This window comes from Pantoea phytostimulans (assembly GCF_046118715.1).
Lineage (GTDB): Bacteria > Pseudomonadota > Gammaproteobacteria > Enterobacterales > Enterobacteriaceae > Pantoea > Pantoea phytostimulans.
The window spans coordinates 3254944-3274227 of sequence record NZ_CP173698.1 but is presented as its reverse complement, the minus strand read 5'-3'; the positions used below and the strand labels follow the sequence as shown (position 1 = coordinate 3274227).

Genomic DNA, 19284 nt, shown 5'->3' with positions numbered 1-19284 from the left:
ACCAATAAGTCAGAGAGTGTAAAGCAAAAGACTGGATATATTTACAGCCATTATAGCAGTGAGGTGAGCGATGCCAACTGTGAAATTTCAACATGCGGCAGCAGGCGCGCATCGTTGATGTGCATAAGATTGCCTTGGCGCAGGTTGATCCAGCAGGCTTGCATGCCGCAGCGCAGCGATCCGGCCACATCGGTAGTGAGATCGTCACCCACGTGCAGGATGTGTTCCGGCGCGATGTTCAAACGTTTTGCGGCCAGATGATACATATCTTCCCATGGCTTAGCGCGACCATCCGGGCCGGCACGCAACGCAAACTGGAAGTAGTCAGCAATTCCCAACTTTTCTAACTGCGCATTGCCGTTGGTGATGGCCACCAGCGGCACTTTTTCCGCCAACATTTTCAGCGTTTGATGCGTCTCTTCTGGCATTTTCACTTCGCTACGCCATTGATGGAAAACCTCCATCACCTGCGCAGCCCCGGCAAAGGCTTGTTCTGCGGGAATGCCAGCATTCAACATCGCCAGCTCAACCGAACGACGACGCCATTCCGACACATCATGGTAGATATCGGGCTCCCGCAGCAGCAATTCATCACGCAACGCCTGATACGCTTCCGTCGTGAAAGTTTGCAGCGAGGGATGGAACGCCTGTAGCGCAGCGTGGGATTCTGCGGTGGTTTTACGTATTACCGGATAATTGTCGTAAAGCGTGTCATCGAGATCAAAAGTCATGGCTTTGATGGCACGTAAGGGACGATAAAACTTCATTCTTTCTTTCCTCGTTTGGCGCGGGGATGGGCAGCATCGTACACCGAAGCCAGATGTTGGAAGTCGAGATGGGTATAAATTTGCGTAGTTGCAAGGTTGGCATGCCCCAACAGCTCCTGCACCGCACGGAGATCGCCACTCGACTCAAGTAAATGGGTCGCAAAAGAGTGGCGAAGCTTGTGCGGATGGATATGGCTGGCTACGCCCTGCTTGATGCCCCACTCCGCAAAGCGCTTCTGCACGTTACGCGCCGATATACGACAGCCACGCGTGGAGAGAAACAGCGCATCATCCTCGCAGCCAAAGCTGGCGCGCAGCGGCAGCCAATGTTCAAGCCAAGTTACAGCAGTACGACCAATCGGTACGCGGCGTTCTTTGCTGCCTTTACCTGTTACCCAGACTTCACCTGAAGCCATATCGACATGGCGACAATCCATGCCTACCAGTTCAGAAAGACGCAATCCACCGCCATACATCACTTCCAGCATGGCGCGATCGCGTACCGCTAGCGGATCATCAAGATCGATCTCAAGCAGCTGATTCACTTCATCAACATCAATATTTTTAGGTAAATGACGCGCTTTTCTCGGGGTAACAATGCCTTTTGCAGGATTGGCACTTAACATGCCCTGACTGACTTGCCAGTCAAGAAAACTGCGCAACGCCGAAAGACGCAGCGCGAGGCTGCTGGCGGAAAGACCGGTGCGGCGACTGCGTGCCGCCATGCTGCGCACCTGTGCCGGTTCCAGCGTCGCCCAGGCGCTGATTTTCATCTCATTCGCAATAATCACCAACGCGGCGAGCTGGCGCGCATAGTTGCTTTGCGTGAGCGGACTGAGCTGGCGCTCCACTTTCAGATAGCGCAGAAATCCGTCGACGGCATCCTGCAGCGAATGACTCATGCGCGTTCTACCCAGCGCATCAACAGTTCAGGCATCATTTGTGACAGATGCTGCAACAGCAACGTGCCCATGCCCGATTGATAATGCTGGCTGTCGCGGCTGCTGAAAATCAGCACGCCCAAATCGCCATGTTCGCCCATTAACGACATCGCCACCGAGCCAATCGCTTTGGCTTGCGGCAGCAGCAACAGCAATTCCGGGCCATTAATGCTGCCGAGATAATGGTGTTCATTGCCAAAACGTTGAATACGCAGCGGCTCAAACAGCTGGCGTGAAAGGCTTAGCTGAATAAAATCAGACGGCGCGCCAAGACGCCATTGATCATTGAACAAACGAATGTTTGCACCCGCCAGGCCCAGCTCACGCGCCCAGCGGTGCAGGCGATTTAACATCTCCTGCAGAGAATCGGCCGCCGCTAAATGTCCCTGTAACGACAGCAGACGATCAAACAGCTGGTGATTATTAGTGGCTTGCTCCATCAGCAGCGTGATCTCTTCTTCCAGCTGCTGGATATGATTGCGCTGACGTGCCATGTGCCATTCCACCAGCGACACGCTGCCACGTACCGGATGCGGCACCGCCATTTGTTCGACCTGGCGCGCATTGCGGATAAAGAAATCGGGATTTTGCCGCAGGTAATCGTTAACGGCTTGATCGTCCAGCAAGACCGTATTATCGGCTTGCTCTTCGATATTTTTCATAGATGAATAAACCCATCGTAGACGTGTGTGGCTGGGCCGGTCATGTAAAGTGGTTCTCCAGCCCCTTTCCAGGCGATATGCAGCGTGCCGCCGGGTAAATCAACACGCACTTTTGGTGCCAAAATTCCCTGCTGGATGCCACAAGCAACGGCTGCACATGCACCGCTACCGCACGCCTGGGTTTCGCCCGCACCGCGTTCATACACGCGCAGCCGAATATGTTCAGGATTGACGATTTCCATAAAGCCAACGTTGACGCGCTCTGGGAAACGTTCATGGCCTTCAAGAATTGGCCCTAATACTTCAACCTGTGCCGTTTTTACACTTTCGACCTGAATCACGCAGTGCGGATTCCCCATCGATACCGCGCCAAACATCACAGTTTGTTCAGCAACGCGGAGCAGATAAATGTTTTCCGCTTTGTTGGCGCGAAAAGGCACCTGCTGAGGCTCAAAGTCAGGCAAGCCCATGTTGACGCAGACCAGATCGTCCGGCGTTACGCTTAACACCATGCGGCCCGCCTGCGTGCTGACGCGGATGTCGCTCTTGTTGGTCAAGCCTTTCAGTTGCACAAAGCGGGCAAAACAGCGTGCGCCGTTGCCGCATTGCGACACTTCGCTGCCATCTGCGTTGAAGATACGATAGTGAAAATCGAGGTCAGGATCGTAAGGTGGTTCAACGATAAGCAACTGATCAAAGCCGATACCCAAATGACGATCGGCCAATCGGCGAATCAGTTCGGGCGAAAAAAAGACATTTTGCGTCACAGCGTCCACAACCATGAAATCGTTGCCGAGGCCGTGCATTTTGGAGAACTGCATTTTTTGCTCCGCCGGATGCGCCATTGAAATTAGTTCGCTTGAGTGCTCGAATCGTCAGTCACTAATCCGCTCACATCCGCTTTGGAAGCCTCTGTTTTTTGCGACTCAGTCGGTGTTTTTTGCGTTTGCGGCTTATCCTTCGGCGGGAAGTAAAGCGGTCCTTTTAACCCACAGCCTGCAAGGCTCGTTAATGCCAAGGCAATTCCCAACAGGCTAATTACTTTCTTCATTCTTTATGCTCTTCATGTCCTTTACCTGGATGCTTATCATCGCAGTTGAAGTCGGAAAAGCAACAGGAAATCCCCGTAAATAGCGTGAGCGTTGTGACAAGCTGTGAAGATGGCGGCCGCGCATTCATGCTGTGCGGCCCACCAGAATCAATGCATCTGATAACGCGGCTGGTAGTCGCTGTTGTCGTTGTCTGGCTGAGAAGCACACAACTGCGTCAGCGTCTGGCTGCGGAAAGGAATCACCTGGAAACGCTCGCCGGTGTTCACAATTTGATAGAACTGCGGCAGGTTAAAGTTGATAAAGCTGGAGCCGTAGGTAAACCGGTCATGCGAAGATGAATAGAACCGGCTAACGTCACGCACCAGCTCCTCTTTACTGCCTTCACAGTGGTGATAAACCTCAACCCGATTAGTTTCATCCAGAATATAGATATTAAAACCACGCTCATCGGTGGTGTCTTCAAAGAAGAACTGGATGATGCCTTCACTCGCATAAGCGTTGACGACCGGCGGTAGCGGCGTCTGATTGGTTTCGACTTTAATCGACAAGCCATGCAGTTTGTTGTTGGAAATCGCTCCATAAAACTCGACGGCATTTTCCAACTTCTGCACCGAGACGCTCATGCGTTCGAAGAACAGGCCCCAGGTTTCACCCGCCATACGCAAGGCTTTAAAGCGGCCCGGCTCCTGTCGCGTACTGGAAAGGCGCAATTCGATGCATTCCGACACCAGTTGCTGCACACGAGTACGAATTAAACCACGCAGATGCTGGCTGTAGCAGAATACTTCTACCGTATCGGGTGGCGCGGCATCTTGATGCATTTTGCCCAGAATGGTTTTCAATCCTTCAATCATCGCCTGCTCGCCGCTGAAATGCAGCGTACGTACTTCATTCCACGAGTTGCGATACAGCAGATCGATGCTGCCAATCAGACATTGCTGCTGTTGACCAAAGCTGAACACATCCAGCTTACGGAAATCAAAATGCACTACCTGATTACGAAACGCCGAGGTGGGATCGTATTCAAGATTCACAATGATCGCGAGATGACGAATTTCGCACGGGCTGTACAACGCTTTTGGCGTAGGTGAAGGCACACGCAGCGGGAAATGGCTGGAAACATCATTCACCAGCTCCTGCAAACGTGCCAAGTCGCAAATCTCATTACCTTTTATATGCAGCCGCGTTTTGCTGGTCATTAACCCGTTGAACCACGCCCACGCCACCAGTTTATTGAGGTAGCGGTTATATTCCAGCGGCTGATGGCTGATGATCGAGTTCATGTCCGGCGACTGATTATACAAATACCAGCCGGAACGATTGGCACGTCCCGGCGGCACATGGATAAAGGTCAGATTCTCCTCCGAAAGATCGGGCGAAATTTGCGGGTTAACCAAGGTGACTTTACCCGGCAACGCTTCAAACGCTGCGTACAGTTTACGTGTCAGCACGCCGATATCCTGCGGGCTGGCGCTGACACTTAAATTGTTGCGGCGCGCAAAGCGGATCAAGTTGCGATAACTCTGCATCATCGCATCCAGTAATTCATTATGGGCTTCACGAACCCGCTCGATTTTCCAGCCTGCACGATTATCGAGAATGGCCAGTTTTTCTTCGTCCCAGCCCCACTCTTTAACCAGCTGCGACAAAATCTCACGACGCCAGCCGGTGCGATGTGAATGCTCTTCACTGGTGAGCTTTTCACACACTTTGAGATAGAAGCAGCGGCGCACTAAATCAAGGCGTGGCTGATCGTCAACGCTGGTCAAATAATGCGTGACGCGTTCCAGCATCATGCAATAAGGATCAAGACCGAAGCAGACGATTTCACCATCATGCAGACGTTGCTTGATATCCATCGCCAGCAACTGCGTGTTGGGGTATTCCCAGCTGTACGCTTCCAGCAGCAAGGTTTTCAACACCGCTTTATAAGGCGAGTCGATACTTTTATAGAGCTGCCACAAGCTGGCACCGAAGTACTCTTCTGCCGACAGCGTGCCGAGGCCGCCTAAATCCAACCATTCGTTGGGTGTCAGCACACCTTTGGCATAAAGCGACATGACGTATTCGTCATAATGATGCTCTTCTTCGCCTGGAACCATATTCCACAGAATACGTTTGCCCGCCATGCGAACCGCGGTGCGGTAGAATTCATCCAGCAACAAAATATGTTGTGTTGAACCACAGTCTTCGCCACCGAGGTTACCGCTTTCGTTATGTCGAAAACGGTTTTCATCAATCAGAAAGAAACTGACTTCTACGCCCATCGACACACACCATTTCTGCAGCAAGGTACACTTACGTTGCAGATTGAGGCGCTCTTCATTGTCGAGCCAGGATTGATGGCAAACCCAGATATCAAGATCCGATATGCTGTTTTGTCCTACGGATGACGTACTGCCCATAGAATAGATGCCGGTAATCGGCATTTGCCCTTTCGGTGTATCAGCCAACGTAAGGTCATGATCGCCGGTCAAGTCAGCCAGCAAACGGTGCTGGTTTTCTTCAGGCGTGAAGAAGCTGATGCCATGTGGAACGTTACCTTCAAGGTAACCCGGCATCAGCGGATGTTGATAATGTAATAAGGTTGGCAGCAGACTGTAGACGCGCTGGAAAGCGGGTCCCATGGCAGCCAGCGCGCGATCAATACGCAGCTGGTTGATAGCATCCAGTCTCTGTTTCAGTGTCTCAATGTAGAGGTACAAGACGTTTCGCCTGATTGTCCTAATGTTTAAGCACCCTGTTTCCAAAATCTGCCGCTTTATAATCAAGATGTCGTGCAGATTATTGCTGGAAACGTGATCAATCTATCACTCGGCAGATTGACCGTAAAGAAAGTTGCGCTACTTAACAGTTTAGCACGTTCCTGCTGGCGTCCTGCCTTTTCAGACTCTGGCTCAAAGCTGCACCGCGATAAACACGGGCGAAATCTGAGAGCGGACTGTTTTCAATCCGTTGAAACTGACAGCATTCCCCTATCGATGATAGGATATTCGGTGAACGATCAAAATGGTTAACAGCATGTTAGACAAAATTTTCAGAATTGCTACAAGACAGAGTCCACTCGCTTTGTGGCAGGCACAATATGTACAGCAGCGCCTCATGAGCGCCCATCCAGGCTTACGCGTTGAGCTGGTTCCGATGGTCACCAAAGGTGACATTATTCTTGATACGCCGCTGGCTAAGGTCGGCGGTAAAGGCTTGTTCGTTAAAGAACTCGAACAGGCTATGCTGGAAAATCGTGCCGATCTGGCGGTGCATTCAATGAAAGATGTGCCGGTGGATTTCCCCGAAGGTTTGGGACTGGTGACCATTTGTGAACGCGACGATCCGCGTGACGCGTTTGTCTCTCATCATTATGCTTCAATCGACGAACTGCCGCAGGGTGCGATAGTGGGTACCTCCAGTTTGCGACGCCAATGTCAGATCAGCGCACGCCGTCCTGATTTAGTGATTAAAACCTTACGCGGCAATGTTGGAACGCGCCTGGGCAAGCTGGATGCCGGTGAATATGATGCCATTATTCTCGCCGCAGCCGGGCTAAAACGTTTAGGTCTGGCCGATCGCATTCGCCAACCCTTGCCTGCAGAGATTTCTCTGCCTGCGGTGGGCCAAGGTGCGGTGGGCATAGAATGCCGCCTTGATGACACGACGCTGATTGGCTTGCTGCAAGCGCTGAATCACGAAGACACAGCCGTGTGTGTAAAAGCTGAGCGTGCGATGAATACACGCCTCGAAGGCGGTTGTCAGGTTCCTATCGGCAGCTTTGCGCTGCTAGAAGGTGATCAACTTTGGCTGCGCGGCATGGTAGGTGCGCCGGATGGTAGCGTGATGGTCAGCGGCGAGCGCCGTGGCCCACGCGATCAAGCTGAGCAAATGGGAACCTCCCTGGCGGAAGAGTTGTTAGAAGGTGGCGCGCGTGAAATTCTGCGTGACGTTTATCAAGGCCAACCGCCTGCATGACCATTTTGGTGACCCGCCCGGAGCCCGCTGCGGCAGAATTAGTAACACGTCTGCATGCGCTGGGAAAACAGGCCTGGAGCCTGCCGCTGATTGAATTCGCGCCGGGCGGCGATCTTGATCGTCTGCCACAACAATTGGCAGATTTACGTCCCGGCGATTTGGTTTTCATGCTGTCGCAGCAGGTTATCCACTTTGTCCATCCCGCGATGCAACACGCAGGCGCAGCGTGGCCCGCCGACGTAGACTATTATGCAATTGGCCGCAGCACCGCGCTGGCGTTTCACACTATTAGCGGACTGCATGTGACCTATCCCCACGCGCAAGAAACCAGCGAAGAACTTATCCAGCTGAATGTGTTGCAGCGTGTAGGCCATAAGCGCGCCTTGATATTGCGGGGTAATCAGGGTCGGGAGTTGCTCGCAGACACTTTACGCAGCCGGGGCGCGGACGTCCTGTTTAGTGAATGTTATCAGCGCTGCCAAAAGCATTATGACGGGGCGATAGAAGGCAAACGCTGGCGAGAGCGCGGTGTTACTACTTTAGTCGTGACCAGCGGTGAAATGTTACAACAACTTTTTTTGCTGTTCCCCGCAATTGACCGTGAGGAATGGTTGCTTAACTGTCGGCTGCTAGTCGTCAGTGAACGTTTGGCTACCCTGGCCGCAAATTTGGGTTGGCAGGATATTCAGGTAGCCGATGGTGCCGATAACGACGCGCTGCTGCGTGCGTTACGCTGAACTTAACAATGGGATGTGCCACATATGACGGAACAAAAAGACTCCTCCGCCATGGTTGAAGAAACCACCCCAGCGGTTGAACGCTCTCCTTCCGCCAGCAACAAACCACCGCGTAATAATAAAAACGGTGGCATGGTGCTGGGTGCGGTAGCGATTGTGATCGCCCTGGCAATTGGCGCCGGTTTATACCTTAATGGGAAACATCAGGCCGATTTACAAGCACAAACCAACCAAAGCCTGAGCGAACAACTTAGTGCCCTGCAACAGCAGGCCAACAGCGACAAACAGCAGCTGACGCAGCAGTTAACCAGCACTGAAAGCGCCTTGAAAACGGCGCAGACTCAGCTGGAAGGTTCCGCGAAAGAACTGACAACGCTGCGTGAGAAAGTGGCGGTGATTTCTGGCAATGATGTACGCAGCTGGTTATTAGCCCAGGCAGATTATCTGGTGAAACTGGCGGGCCGCAAATTGTGGAGCGATCAGGATGTCACCACGGCAGCAGCGTTGTTGAAAAGCGCTGATGCCAGTTTGGCTGACATGAACGATCCTAGCGTAATGAATGTACGTCGTGCGCTAACGCAAGATATCAGTACCTTGTCAGCGGTAACGCAGGTCGATTATGACGGCACGATTCTCAAGCTGAATCAGTTATCGAACGGCGTGGATAATCTGCGTTTGGCCGACAACGACAGCGATGATGCCCCGATGGACAGCGACGGCGGCGAGCTTTCCAGCTCGGTTCGTGAATGGCGTCAAAATCTGGTTAAAAGCTGGCACAACTTTATGGATGATTTCATTACCATCCGCCGCCGCGACAATACTGCGCAGCCGTTGCTGGCACCGAACCAGGATGTCTACTTACGCGAAAATATCCGTTCACGCCTGCTGATTGCTGCGCAGGCTGTTCCACGCCATCAAGACGAAATCTACAAACAATCGATCGATACCGTTTCGACTTGGGTGCGTGCCTGGTATGACACCAACGACGCCGCCACCAAAGCCTTTCTCGCCCAGCTGGATGAGTTGAGCCAACAGAACATCAACATGGATTTACCCGAAAACCTGGAAAGCCAGCCGCTGCTGGAACAGTTGATGCAGACCCGTGTGCGGAACCTGTTAGCGCAACCTTCCGTCGATGCTAATCAGCAGGGAGGCTAAGCATGCTCAAGGTATTTATCCTCTTTGTGCTGCTGATTGCTGGCGTGGTCCTTGGACCGATGATCGCTGGCCATCAAGGTTACGTGCTGATTCAAACGGATAACTGGAACGTCGAAACCAGCGTGACCGGTTTAGTGATCATCTTGATTATTAGTTTGTTGGTGATTCTGGCGGTGGAATGGCTGTTGCGTCGTCTGTTCCGTACTGGCGCGCGTACACGCGGCTGGTTTACCGGACGTAAACGTCGCCGTGCTCAGCGACATACGCAATCAGCATTAATGAAACTGGCAGAAGGCGATCATAAGCAGGTCGAGAAACTGTTGTCGAAAGATGCCGATCATGCGGATGTGCCCGTAGCGAACTACTTGCTGGCAGCGGAAGCAGCGCAACAGCGTGGTGATGAAGTGCGAGCAAATCAGCATCTTGAACGTGCATCTGAACTCTCTGAAAACAATACTATTCCTGTCGAAATTACTCGCGCCCGCATTCAACTGGCCCGCAATGAAGATCATGCCGCGCGTCATAGCATAGATCGCTTGCTGGAAGTGGCGCCGCGCCATCCTGAAGTGTTACGTCTAGCAGTACAGGCCTACATCCGTACCGGAGCGTGGAGCGCATTGTTAGATATTCTGCCTGCAATGCAGAAAGCGCAGGTTAGCGATGACAACCAGCGTACCGCACTGCAACAGCAAGCTTGGCTTGGCCTGATGAGTCAGGCGATGGCCGATCAAGGCAGCGATGGCTTGAAGCGCTGGTGGAATAACCTGAGCCGCAAAACGCGTCAGGAAACGGCACTGCAGGTGGCGATGGCGGATCATCTCATTGAATGTGATGACCACGACACTGCGCAGGAAATCGTGCTGGAAGGATTGAAACGCCACTACGACGATCGTCTGGTACTGCTGATGCCTCGCATCAAAAGCGGGAACCCAGAAGCGCTGGAAAAAGCGTTACGACTGCAGATCAAGCAACACGGCGCAACGCCGCTACTGCACAGTACGCTGGGTCAGTTGTTAATGCGTCATGGTGAATGGGAGCAGGCCGCCGAAGCGCTACAGCAAGCCTTGGCGCAGCGCCCAGATGCTTTTGATTACGCCTGGCTGGCAGATGTCTACGATCGTCTGCGTCGCCCAGAAGAAGCGGCGAAAATGCGGCGGGAAGGTTTATTGCTGACGCTAAAAAATAATCCTAACGCGTAATAGGTAGGATATGTACAGCCGGGCTTGCCCGGCTTTTTTTTGCCTGTCACTTTTAATGTCTACTGCCAAATTGCAGATAAAAAAACACCTGCCATAAGCAGGTGTAAGATCAGGTCGATAAGACAACTGGACGGTACCCGACTCAACGTGGTGTCTGTTGATCCTGTAAAGCTCACGCGATACAAGCAGGCAGACAACAGGTACCCAAAATTGGCTCTGCGTCATTCCCAGGTTTATGTAGCATCCGCTAACATAAGAGGTGGAATGAGCATCTACAAAGATATTATTGCATAAATCGTGCCAGATTGGGATATCCCTAAAAAATCATTATCTTTCTGTAGGTTAAAACTGACAGACAAGAGAGAAAATTACGGGAAACGAAAAGTGTGTCGGTTAAAAGCGACAGGTAAGAGAAAGGCTGTATCCATTCAGAGACAATCTCAGTAAAACCAAGTAAATACCTTATTAAACAAAAGATTATTCGTCTCACATCAACGACAGTACGCTTAAATCACTGCGCGATTTTTCTAAAGACGAAAAAAAACCTGCTTCAGGAAGCAGGTTTCTAAAATTGGTCGGCGAGAGAGGATTACGCTTCTCGCTGAGAAGCGCCCTGCGGGCCGTTGCTGAAGCAACGTGGTCTCGCTACGCTCGGCTCAAACCTCCTTCGGAGGTTCTCATCCTCTGTTTGCTACAGGCGAAAAAAAACCTGCTTCAAAAAGCAGGTTTCTAAAAGTGGTCGGCGAGAGAGGATTACGCTTCTCGCTGAGAAGCGCCCTGCGGGCCGTTGCTGAAGCAACGTGGTCTCGCTACGCTCGGCTCAAACCTCCTTCGGAGGTTCTCATCCTCTGTTTGCTACAGGCGAAAAAAAACCTGCTTCAAAAAGCAGGTTTCTAAAAGTGGTCGGCGAGAGAGGATTACGCTTCTCGCTGAGAAGCGCCCTGCGGGCCGTTGCTGAAGCAACGTGGTCTCGCTGCGCTCGGCTCAAACCTCCTTCGGAGGTTCTCATCCTCTGTTTGCTACAGGCGAAAAAAAACCTGCTTCAAAAAGCAGGTTTCTAAAAGTGGTCGGCGAGAGAGGATTCGAACCTCCGACCCTCTGGTCCCAAACCAGATGCGCTACCAAGCTGCGCTACTCGCCGATTTTTTTAATTTGTTTTGCCTGGTGCGAAGAGAGGGACTTGAACCCTCACGTCCGTTAAGACACTAACACCTGAAGCTAGCGCGTCTACCAATTCCGCCACCTTCGCGTATCCCAGCAAAATCTGGGGTGGCTAATGGGACTCGAACCCACGACAACTGGAATCACAATCCAGGGCTCTACCAACTGAGCTATAGCCACCACAATACTTAATGTTGCAAGCCAAAAACCTACATCATATAAATCTTTACTACTAACTCGGTAATCAAACCACCGCAGCTCTTGCGCACAAAGTTAATGGCGCGCCCGACAGGATTCGAACCTGAGACCTCTGCCTCCGGAGGGCAGCGCTCTATCCAGCTGAGCTACGGGCGCGTAGCGCCGTTGCGGATGTGCATACTAGAGATAAGCGCCCATCGTGTCTAGTGCTTTTTAAATAAAAAAACGCGTTTGATTACGCTTTGTGCATTTCGTCGACAAATAGACCATTTATCTTGCTCGCACGCATGAAAACGCTGCATTTATCAGCACTATCAGAGATCGCCGCGCCAATGATAGCGCAGGTATTTCAGCAGCTTTAACTGCCTGCGCCAGCGGCTGGGTTGTCTGATCAGCCGATAAAGCCACTCTAGCCCCATATTTTGCCACATTTTCGGCGCACGCTTCACATGCCCAGTAAAAACGTCATAGGTGCCGCCTACACCCATGTAGAGCGCATGGGTCCAATGTTCGCGGCACGCCAGCATTAACTGTTCCTGACGCGGTGATCCCAACGCCACCGTCACCAACTTTGCGCCGCTGGCAGCCACACGCATAAACAGCGCATCACGCTCAGCCGGAGTAAAGTAACCATCCTGAGCACCAACAATATTCACATTCCATTGGCGACGCAGCTTGTCACACGTTTCCTCCAGCACCGCCTGGCGGCCACCAATCAGAAAAACCGGCGTCCCTTCACGGCCAGCGCGTTCCATTAGCGCTTCCCATAAATCTGCACCCGCAATTCGGTTTACCGGCGCACCTGGGTATTTTTTGCGAATGGAACGCACAATGCTAATGCCATCAGGATATTTGAACTCAGCATGCTGCAGTAAGGTATTAAGCCCTTCATCCTGCTCAGCAGTTAATATCTTTTCCGCATTGATCGCGACCAACGTGCCCGTCCGTATGCCCTTTTCCGGCATAAGAAAATCAACAAAAGACGCCATGCTGTTAAAGCCATACAGCGCCACGCCGCGAATCTGATACTGCGGCGTGTCAGGTAACATAGTCATAGTTATTCTATATCTTCCTGTGAATCCCAAAGGCTGATCAGGATGGGCTGTGTAACGCCCGTACGCCGCGACTGCGAATCAGTCCGGCGTGATCCAGTAACCTAAAAATTAATTTCGCAATGCCTAAACAGGCAGCAAAAATGAGGCAGAAAAACACCACGCGCGAACCAAAAGCATCCAGGCCTTCGCGCGCCAGCACAATCATGTTAAACACCGCACCAAAGCAGAAGCTCTGCAAAATAGCGCCGCTATAGCGATTCGTTTCAGTGCGCCCGCGTTCATAAAGCGCATCAAAACCTTTGATGATCATGCCAACCGCGACCGCGCCTACAGGAATAGCCCAAACACCCCCCATCACCAGCAGCGAGCCAATTAACGTTGGCGAAATGGCCAGCCCGGAATGGTTATTCAGCACTTCCCAGGTAAAGTAATTGGCACTGTTCAGCACCATAACCGGGCGACCTGGCCACAACCAGCTCGGGATAAACACATAAAAGTCACGCCACAGTGGCGCAAGGCCCTGAAACTCAATCTTGTGATAATTCTCCAGCAGCAAGGCCAGATTTTCCCACGGCGAGAACGTATCGCGCGTCAGGTAAAGAAAAGTGTAAAACGCTTCTGCACCCATCACGTCCAGGTTGTAACGCCGCAACGCCAGCCAAAACATGCCGCAAATGGCCATTACACCTGCCGCCGCTAACATCCATAACGTAATCCAGCCACGCGTAATGCCTATAAAAAGAAACAGTGCAAAGGCAATGATGATATTGGCTCGCGTGCCGCCCACCAGCGCATAGGTGAGCAAACCGAAGGCTGCGGTGATAATCAGAAACAGCATCCAGTTGCGCTGGGTTGGGCGCAAGAAATAGGGGATCAGCATTGCGGGTATAAAGAAATAGAAGAAACGCTTAAGCGCAACGCCAGAGACTTCGCTGGAGAAAATCTGGTTGTAAGCGGTCAGGCGGAACAGAAGAAAACCATTGTGCAGGAAGAAAACTGTCACGGTGCCCAATGCCACCAGCGCCAGGATCACACAGGTTAAATGTGTTTCTACTCGATTCATCTTCAGCCAGGGTTTCGCTGGCGGCGCATTAATCGGTTTGAGCCGCACTTTATAACTGACGTAATAGATTGCGTAAAAGGCGCTCGCCGACAGCAGCGCCTGCAACAGAAACTGAGGAGGCACCACCGACGTATCAAAACGAAACACCAGCACGCAGCTTAGTGGAAAACCAAAATAAAAAGTGAGTAAAAACAGCAAGGTAAAAAACAGATGGAAATTGAAACGCACACGCTTAAATTCCCGCCAGGTCAGGGTAAGAATAAAACCGAGTGAGAGCAGATAAACCACCAGCAGACCGCTAAACTGCATCAGGCTCATGAAGATTCCTCTTCGCAAAAACATAACGCTTCACGCCAGCCCGTCAGATAACCGGGAGCAAAGAAGGCGATTGCCTGTTTATCACATCCCATCAATTGACGTCGCGCTTCCGCCACAACGGCTAGATTGAGGGCATCCTCACTAAACAACACCGGCAGTTGCTGCTCGCTGACATCGCGCCAAAAAGGATTTTTTCGACTCAACACAAAGGGCACATTGGCCTGTATCAGTAAAGATAGCGTGCCAATGCCCTGCTGACGTTCGAACATAAAATAACCTAAATGGCAGCGTGAGAGCAGATTTAAATAGGCATCAAAGGCCAGGTTATCGCGTAGCAAGCGCACTTGTCCAGCCGGGAACAACCTGTCCGCGGTGGCCTGTATTTGCTCAATATACAGATCGTTATTGGGCGGATAGCCGAGCGGCACCATTACTTTTACCTGTTCGCCAAACTGCTCATGAATGGCGTTTAAACCCGCAATATGACGGTTACTGACGTCGCCGGAGTTACCGAGCAAGAGAGTGAACGTTTCTTCTGGTTCAGCTGTTACCGCCGCATCAGGCATTTTGGTCGGGAAATAGAGCAACGATGTCGCAACGTTGGGATGCTGTTGTTGGTAGTGATGTAAATCACCACGCGTGGCAAACACGCGCGCCACCCTACCCTGCGCGATACGCCGCAACAGATAAAACAGGCGGAATTTCAGACTGCGCGAGTCTTCATATAAGTCAGCACCCCACACATGCCAAAACAACTGCGAACGGCGCACTTTGCCGCTTAGCAGCGCCAGCCAGATCCAGGGATTAAACTGCCCATGACAAAAGAAGCGCTGCTGACGATACTTCGCCCGCTCAATCAGTTTTTGCGCCAGCGCTTTCTTGCTGCTGAATGTTTCTATCTGCAGCGCGTTAAAGGACTGAAAGTGTTCAGGCTGCTGCGTGACCACCATAAAATAGCGTGGCGATGCGGTTGGCTGTTCAACGTGCATAACATCGTTAAAAAAGCGCAGCACCGTCAGATTGTGATGGGGAATATCGGATCCCAAAACGTGAATCAAAATCATTTTTTCCGACAATAAACAATGAAAGCGCCACAGCAAAGGGCGAAATAGGCCACATAAGTGAACATATAGGCTTGCGCAGCGCCGGTGGCACCGTGAAGCGGTATGAGCCAACGCGAAAAAAGTGTCAGTAATGTGAACTGGCTGATTTCGGTCAAAATATAGAAGCGCAGCGAAGCTTTGGCGATCACCAGATATCCGAAAACGTAAGCGCCGACTTTAAATACGTCACCGCAAAGTTGCCAGACAAACAGGTCGCGCATACCACGAAAGGCATCAGAGAACAGTAAACTGATCGCCATATCGCGCAGCAGCCAAACGCAGAAACTGGCAGCGGCTACTGCAGGTAAAACAAAACGTATCGCACGACCTATTTCGCGGGCGATGTCCCGCTTGTGCTCCAGACGTGCCAGCGTGGGTAAAAGCCAGACGCTAAATGTCGCGGTGATAAATTGCAGGTAGGCATCTGAGATGCTGGTGACGCCTTGCCACAGCCCAACCTGAGCCCAGCCTTGCTGATCGGCGAGTAAATTACGCATCATCACCCAGGCAACCGGTAATGTGACAGCGGTGATCAGCGCCATGACAGTGTATTTCGCCAGCCTGCGGGCAATATCGGGTTGCCATTGTGGCCGCAGCCAACTCAGCGGCAGCGGTACGCGCCGCTTTAGGATAATCATTGCCGGTAAAACCAGTAATGCAGGCACCAGCGCCAGGCCGATAAGCGCGCCCTGATAGCCGCCAAGCCACCAGCACAACACGTAACCCGCCAAGCCGATTAAGCTGCCAAGTATCAACGCCAGCGCATTACCACGCGCGTCGCGATACCCTTTGATTAACGCCAGCGTCAAATTGGCCCAGGCAATACCAAGCTGCAAAAATGCCACAACGCGAATCACGTTTTGAAAGCGATCGTGACCAAACAGCGCTTCACTGATCGGCGTAGCGGCCAGTAAAAATATCAGCGCCACCAGGGTTGAAAAACCCAACACCATCGCCGACGCCGTGCCCACTACCGCGCGTAGCCGTTCTGCTTCCTGCTGTGATTGCGCGACGTAAGTCGTCACGCCATTGAAAATTCCCGCTCCCGCTAAGACGCCCAGGACGGTGATCAACTGACGGAAATTCCCGGCCTGCCCTACGCCTTCTGGCCCGAAACTCACCGCCAGCAGTTTTACCACCAACAAGCCCGCAGCAATTTTTACCAGCGTAGACGATGCCGTCCACACTGAGGCTTTAGCTAATGACATCAGGAAAAGAAGCTCAGCAGAGAGCTGATCACTGTGTTTTGGTTATTGTCCGACAGGTTGTAGAACAACGGCAGACGTAACAGGCGTTCACTTTCTTTGGTCGTAAAGCGATCGTTGCCAAAAAAGCGTGAAAAGCGTTCTCCAGCAGGCGAGCTATGCAGTGGGATGTAATGAAAAACAGTAAGAATTTCCGCTTCTTTCATCCAGTTAATCAACGCCTGGCGATCGTCTTGATCGTGCAATTTCAGATAAAACATGTGCGCGTTATGTTTACAGTCCGCTGGGATGGTAGGGAGCGTGATACGGCCTTTAGCGGCTAACGGTTGCAAGGCATCATGATAACGCTGCCACAGACGCAAACGCTGCTGGTTAATGCGTTCCGCGGCTTCCAGTTGCGCCCAGAGATAGGCTGCTTGCAGGTCAGACATCAAATAGCTGGACCCCCTATCGCGCCAGGTATATTTGTCTACCTGACCACGAAAGAACTGGCTGCGGTTGGTGCCTTTTTCACGAATGATTTCAGCACGCTCAACCAGACTCGCATCATTGATTAGCGTGGCACCGCCTTCACCGCCCGCCGTGTAATTTTTGGTTTCGTGAAAACTAAAGCAGCCAATATGACCAATACTGCCGAGCGCCCGACCTTTGTAACTCGACATCACGCCCTGCGCTGCATCTTCAATCACGAATAATCGGTGTTGAGTCGCCAGCGCCATAATGGTGTCCATTTCGCAAGCCACACCCGCGTAATGCACCGGCACAATAGCCCGGGTCTTATCTGTGATTGCCGCTTCAATCAGGTTTTCATCAATATTCAGCGTATCAGGCCGGACATCGACAAAGACGATTTTTGCGCCACGCAGCACGAACGCATTGGCCGTTGAAACAAAGGTATAGCTCGGCATGATCACTTCATCGCCGGGCTGAATATCAATCAGCAGCGCGGCCATTTCCAGTGATGCGGTGCAGGACGGCGTTAGCAGGACTTTTTTACTGCTGAAGCGTTGTTCCATCCACTGTTGGCAACGACGTGTAAAACCGCCATCACCGCAGAGTTTGCCGCTGCTCATCGCCGACTGCATATAGTCGATTTCAGTGCCCACAATCGGGGGCGCATTAAATGGAATCATGACCTTTCCTGTAGAACCAGTACGCCGTGCTTTCCAGCCGCGCACCGCTGCGTAAATAAAGGCGCATCGCCGTGAGATTGCTAAGTTGGGTGGCAACACGTAATTGCTTTAATTGCCGAACCCGCGCCCAATCGGCGGCAGCGAGCATCAAGCGCAGGCCAACGCCGTTGCCTTGCGCTTCCGGCAGCACCGCCAGCAAACCGATACGCGCATCCCCGTCAACTTCACGCATCGAGACAAATCCCTGCAAAGCACCGGCTTCATCGCTGGCAACCAGGCATTGATTATCGAACGTGCCGCGTACGGCATTTTCAATCCACTGAGCATAGAAGCGGCCACTGTCATCTGCGGCATACCAAGGCGCACGAAAGCGGCTTTGATTAAAAACCTGCATCGCTGCGTCGCGTAGCGCAGGGATCTGAGATTCCCGGGCAATGCGAATGCCGGTTTGGCGTTCAGTGTGTTTAAGGGTGAGCGCTAAATCTGCCTCGCCTTCCACCAGTTGAAAACCGTGTTGGCCGAGCGCATCAATCACTTCCGCTTGTTCTGCAGACACTTTAATGTGTAGCAGCGCGCAGGGATGTTGCACGGCAGTAGCCAACGGCGTTTCACCATCAAGCTCCAGCCGTACCGTATCAAGGCCGAAGAACTGGCTCTCCCACGCAAGGGGATTAATATTGACGAGGACGGGCATGCAATAAATCCAGCAAATACTGGCCGTAGCCAGTCTTAGTTAAGGCTTCACCGGCAGCACGCAACTGATCGTCACTCAACCAACCGTTGCGCCAGGCAATCTCTTCCAGACAGGCAATTTTAAATCCCTGTCGCTTTTCAACCGTTTGCACAAACATACTGGCTTCAATCAGGCTGTCGTGGGTGCCCGTATCAAGCCAGGCGAATCCACGGCCAAGCAGCTCAACCGAGAGGGCACCACGCTCAAGATACATTTGATTGATGGCGGTAATTTCCAACTCGCCACGCTCGGAGGGCTGAACCTGTTTAGCGAATTCAACCACTTGATTATCGTAAAAATAGAGTCCGGTGACAGCCCAGCGCGATTTGGGTTGCTTTGGCTTCTCTTCGATCGATAACGCATGAAAGTTATCGTCAAATTCCACCACACCAAACCGTTCTGGATCCATGACCTGATAACCAAATACCGTGGCACCCTGATTCTGCTCGACAACTTTCTTGAGCTTAGGGCTGAAACCCTGGCCGAAATAGAGATTATCGCCCAGTACCAAACAGCAACTGTCGTTGCCGATGAAGGTTTCGCCAATGATAAAGGCTTGCGCTAATCCATCCGGGCTGGGTTGTACTGCATAGGTAATCTGAAGGCCAAATTCGCTGCCATCACCTAATAATCGTTGAAACTGGTCACGATCTTCTGGCGTCGTAATGAGCAAAATATCGCGAATTCCCGCCAGCATTAATACCGATAATGGATAGTAAATCATCGGCTTATCGTATACGGGCAGCAACTGCTTCGAAACGGCGCGGGTGATGGGATGTAGCCGCGTGCCCGAACCTCCAGCCAAAATAATGCCTTTCATCTCTGCTCCTTGCGCC

The 19284-nt window shown here is 52.0% G+C and carries 17 protein-coding genes, 4 tRNA genes and 3 other RNA genes; 4 read left to right on the top strand and 20 right to left on the bottom strand.

Translation table 11 applies throughout. The features are described from left to right. Positions 1-50: 50 nt before the first annotated feature. From yigB to ACF2G4_RS15305, 6 genes are all read right to left on the bottom strand, one after another. Positions 51-767 (bottom strand): 5-amino-6-(5-phospho-D-ribitylamino)uracil phosphatase YigB, encoded by a 717-nt coding sequence (gene yigB / locus ACF2G4_RS15330; RefSeq protein ID WP_409075095.1) that lies wholly within the window; start codon positions 765-767, stop codon positions 51-53. Further along, positions 764-1669: a tyrosine recombinase XerC gene (xerC, locus tag ACF2G4_RS15325; protein ID WP_243079713.1), complete on the bottom strand. Its 906-nt coding sequence runs from the start codon at positions 1667-1669 to the stop codon at positions 764-766. Before xerC ends, yigB begins: the two co-directional genes overlap by 4 nt. Next, positions 1666-2370, bottom strand: coding sequence for a DUF484 domain-containing protein (locus ACF2G4_RS15320; RefSeq protein WP_215847982.1), 705 nt, complete (start codon positions 2368-2370; stop codon positions 1666-1668). Before ACF2G4_RS15320 ends, xerC begins: the two co-directional genes overlap by 4 nt. Further along, the gene (gene dapF / locus ACF2G4_RS15315; RefSeq protein ID WP_243079714.1) at positions 2367-3191 is read right to left on the bottom strand and encodes a diaminopimelate epimerase; all 825 of its coding nucleotides are present in this window, start codon (positions 3189-3191) and stop codon (positions 2367-2369) included. Before dapF ends, ACF2G4_RS15320 begins: the two co-directional genes overlap by 4 nt. 29 nt (positions 3192-3220) lie before the next feature. Continuing rightward, complete coding sequence (gene lptM / locus ACF2G4_RS15310) at positions 3221-3421, bottom strand: LPS translocon maturation chaperone LptM (protein WP_243079715.1); 201 nt, start codon at positions 3419-3421, stop codon at positions 3221-3223. Positions 3422-3568: 147 nt separating this feature from the next. Then, positions 3569-6127, bottom strand: a complete 2559-nt coding sequence (locus tag ACF2G4_RS15305; RefSeq protein ID WP_215847984.1) for a class I adenylate cyclase — start codon at positions 6125-6127, stop codon at positions 3569-3571. Positions 6128-6443: 316 nt separating this feature from the next. On the opposite strand from ACF2G4_RS15305, the gene hemC reads away from it, so the two are divergent. From hemC to hemY, 4 genes are read left to right on the top strand one after another with little or no spacing between them, the layout of a single operon-like run. Further along, the gene (gene hemC / locus ACF2G4_RS15300) at positions 6444-7385 is read left to right on the top strand and encodes a hydroxymethylbilane synthase (RefSeq protein WP_243079716.1); all 942 of its coding nucleotides are present in this window, start codon (positions 6444-6446) and stop codon (positions 7383-7385) included. Continuing rightward, complete coding sequence (gene hemD, locus ACF2G4_RS15295; RefSeq protein WP_409075094.1) at positions 7382-8122, top strand: uroporphyrinogen-III synthase; 741 nt, start codon at positions 7382-7384, stop codon at positions 8120-8122. The genes hemC and hemD overlap by 4 nt, the downstream gene beginning before the upstream one ends. Positions 8123-8146: 24 nt before the next feature. Further along, on the top strand, positions 8147-9280 hold the full coding sequence (gene hemX / locus ACF2G4_RS15290; protein WP_215847986.1) for a uroporphyrinogen-III C-methyltransferase: 1134 nt from the start codon (positions 8147-8149) through the stop codon (positions 9278-9280). A gap of 2 nt (positions 9281-9282) precedes the next feature. After that, positions 9283-10479, top strand: a complete 1197-nt coding sequence (hemY, locus tag ACF2G4_RS15285; protein ID WP_215847987.1) for a protoheme IX biogenesis protein HemY — start codon at positions 9283-9285, stop codon at positions 10477-10479. Positions 10480-11051: 572 nt separating this feature from the next. Here hemY and ACF2G4_RS15280 read toward each other — a convergent pair. The 14 genes from ACF2G4_RS15280 to rfbA form a co-directional block, all read right to left on the bottom strand. After that, a non-coding RNA gene (locus tag ACF2G4_RS15280) (RtT sRNA) lies at positions 11052-11181 on the bottom strand. A 34-nt stretch (positions 11182-11215) separates the two neighbouring features. After that, a non-coding RNA gene (locus ACF2G4_RS15275) (RtT sRNA) lies at positions 11216-11345 on the bottom strand. Positions 11346-11379: 34 nt separating this feature from the next. Further along, a non-coding RNA gene (locus ACF2G4_RS15270) (RtT sRNA) lies at positions 11380-11509 on the bottom strand. Positions 11510-11543: 34 nt separating this feature from the next. Further along, positions 11544-11620, bottom strand: a tRNA-Pro gene (locus tag ACF2G4_RS15265). A 21-nt stretch (positions 11621-11641) separates the two neighbouring features. Beyond that, positions 11642-11728, bottom strand: a tRNA-Leu gene (locus ACF2G4_RS15260). A gap of 16 nt (positions 11729-11744) precedes the next feature. Then, positions 11745-11820 (bottom strand) — tRNA-His (locus ACF2G4_RS15255). A 97-nt stretch (positions 11821-11917) separates the two neighbouring features. Continuing rightward, positions 11918-11994 (bottom strand) — tRNA-Arg (locus ACF2G4_RS15250). Positions 11995-12152: 158 nt separating this feature from the next. Continuing rightward, on the bottom strand, positions 12153-12893 hold the full coding sequence (gene wecG / locus ACF2G4_RS15245; RefSeq protein WP_409075093.1) for a lipopolysaccharide N-acetylmannosaminouronosyltransferase: 741 nt from the start codon (positions 12891-12893) through the stop codon (positions 12153-12155). 37 nt (positions 12894-12930) lie between these two features. Further along, positions 12931-14274 (bottom strand): ECA oligosaccharide polymerase, encoded by a 1344-nt coding sequence (wzyE, locus tag ACF2G4_RS15240; RefSeq protein ID WP_409075092.1) that lies wholly within the window; start codon positions 14272-14274, stop codon positions 12931-12933. Continuing rightward, positions 14271-15338, bottom strand: a complete 1068-nt coding sequence (locus tag ACF2G4_RS15235) for a TDP-N-acetylfucosamine:lipid II N-acetylfucosaminyltransferase (protein WP_409075091.1) — start codon at positions 15336-15338, stop codon at positions 14271-14273. Before ACF2G4_RS15235 ends, wzyE begins: the two co-directional genes overlap by 4 nt. Beyond that, entirely contained in the window at positions 15335-16585 is a 1251-nt protein-coding gene (gene wzxE, locus ACF2G4_RS15230; RefSeq protein WP_409075090.1) for a lipid III flippase WzxE, read from the bottom strand. Before wzxE ends, ACF2G4_RS15235 begins: the two co-directional genes overlap by 4 nt. Beyond that, positions 16585-17715: a dTDP-4-amino-4,6-dideoxygalactose transaminase gene (gene rffA / locus ACF2G4_RS15225; protein ID WP_409075089.1), complete on the bottom strand. Its 1131-nt coding sequence runs from the start codon at positions 17713-17715 to the stop codon at positions 16585-16587. The genes wzxE and rffA overlap by 1 nt, the downstream gene beginning before the upstream one ends. Beyond that, positions 17702-18409 (bottom strand): dTDP-4-amino-4,6-dideoxy-D-galactose acyltransferase, encoded by a 708-nt coding sequence (rffC, locus tag ACF2G4_RS15220; RefSeq protein WP_409075088.1) that lies wholly within the window; start codon positions 18407-18409, stop codon positions 17702-17704. The genes rffA and rffC overlap by 14 nt, the downstream gene beginning before the upstream one ends. Then, positions 18387-19268: a glucose-1-phosphate thymidylyltransferase RfbA gene (gene rfbA / locus ACF2G4_RS15215; RefSeq protein WP_243079724.1), complete on the bottom strand. Its 882-nt coding sequence runs from the start codon at positions 19266-19268 to the stop codon at positions 18387-18389. Before rfbA ends, rffC begins: the two co-directional genes overlap by 23 nt. Positions 19269-19284 lie beyond the last annotated feature (16 nt).